The sequence below is a fragment of the Mesorhizobium sp. M7A.F.Ca.CA.004.06.1.1 genome (genome assembly GCF_003999135.1).
Classification (GTDB): Bacteria; Pseudomonadota; Alphaproteobacteria; order Rhizobiales; family Rhizobiaceae; genus Mesorhizobium.
In genome coordinates, this window is record NZ_RZPQ01000439.1 from 3745 (window position 1) to 4944 (window position 1200).

Here is a 1200-nt window from a genome sequence, read left to right on the forward strand (position 1 = left end):
AGCGTAAGCCGCGGCGCGACAGCGCGAGGATGCGGCCGCGATGGCCACGACGGTCGAGTTCGGCGACCATGTCGGCAGAGGTCAGCCCGGAGCCGACGATCAGCACCGACGCCTCCGGACCAATCCCGGCAAGCGCCGCTGGTGCGTACGGGTCGGCGATGAAACCCGGTGCTTCCGTCAGATGGATCAGCGCGGCTGGAATCGCGGGCTGTGGGTGCGTCGCTGCCAGGACGACGATATCGGCAGCGACCAACCCACTGGACGTATGCACGGTCCAGCCCGCGCCACTGGCATCGCGCGTCACGCGTATGGCGAGACCTTCGGCATGACGGACAAGGCCGGAACCGAGATACGGCGCCAGATGCTCGGCGACGTAGCGACCGAACACACGCCGGCGCGGAAAAGCGTCGCCGTTCTTCCAGATGGCGTCCGGGTCGTGTTCGAGTTCTCCGCTGCCAGTCAACCAGCGTGCAAAATGCTGCGGGTCGTCGGGAGCCATGCTCATCCTGATCGCGGGAACATTAACCCGATGAGACGGTTCCTCGCTGGAATAGGCAAGGCCACCGCCAAGAACCGGTCGTGGCTCGATCACGGAAATGGAAATGCGCTCCGGTCGAGGCATTTGCGCCAGGTGCCACGCCACCGCGGCGCCGGAAAAGCCGCCGCCGATAATGGCGACGCGCAACCGCGAGGACGCAGGAAGCAAGTTCACGAGGCGCTGGCGAGCGACTTCGGCCGGTGGTCGCCGGCGATGGTTTCGCCGAACGGACCGGTGTTTACGGAAGAGCCGGCTGCCTTGACCAGATGGTCGGTCGGCAGTTTCGGCAGCACCAGCTCGCCGAAGCGATAGGCTTCTTCGAGATGCGGATAGCCGGAAAGGATGAAGGTATCGATACCGAGGCGCCGGTACTCGTCGATGCGCTCGGCGATCGTGTCGGGATCGCCGACAAGTGCGGTCCCTGCGCCGCCGCGCACCAGGCCGACGCCGGCCCACAGATTGGGCGCGATCTCGAGCTTGGCGCGATTGCCGCCATGCAATGCGCTCATCCGCGCCTGGCCGACCGAATCCATGCGGGCAAAGACCTTCTGCGCCGAGGCGATCGTCGCATCGTCGAGCCGGCTGATCAGCCTGTCGGCCGCGGCCCAAGCCTCCTCGGTGGTTTCGCGGACGATGACATGCAGCCTAATGCCGAAGGAGAG

The 1200-nt window shown here is 66.0% G+C and carries 2 protein-coding genes; both read right to left on the reverse strand.

Annotation, left to right across the window (positions count from 1 at the left end; translation table 11 throughout):
- On the reverse strand, positions 1-712 hold a 712-nt coding region (locus EN906_RS38415), incomplete at its 3' end, for an FAD/NAD(P)-binding protein (protein WP_245484313.1).
- Positions 709-1200 (reverse strand): LLM class flavin-dependent oxidoreductase (locus tag EN906_RS22810; protein WP_127375389.1); only part of this gene is annotated, 492 nt, incomplete at its 5' end. The genes EN906_RS38415 and EN906_RS22810, both read right to left, overlap by 4 nt.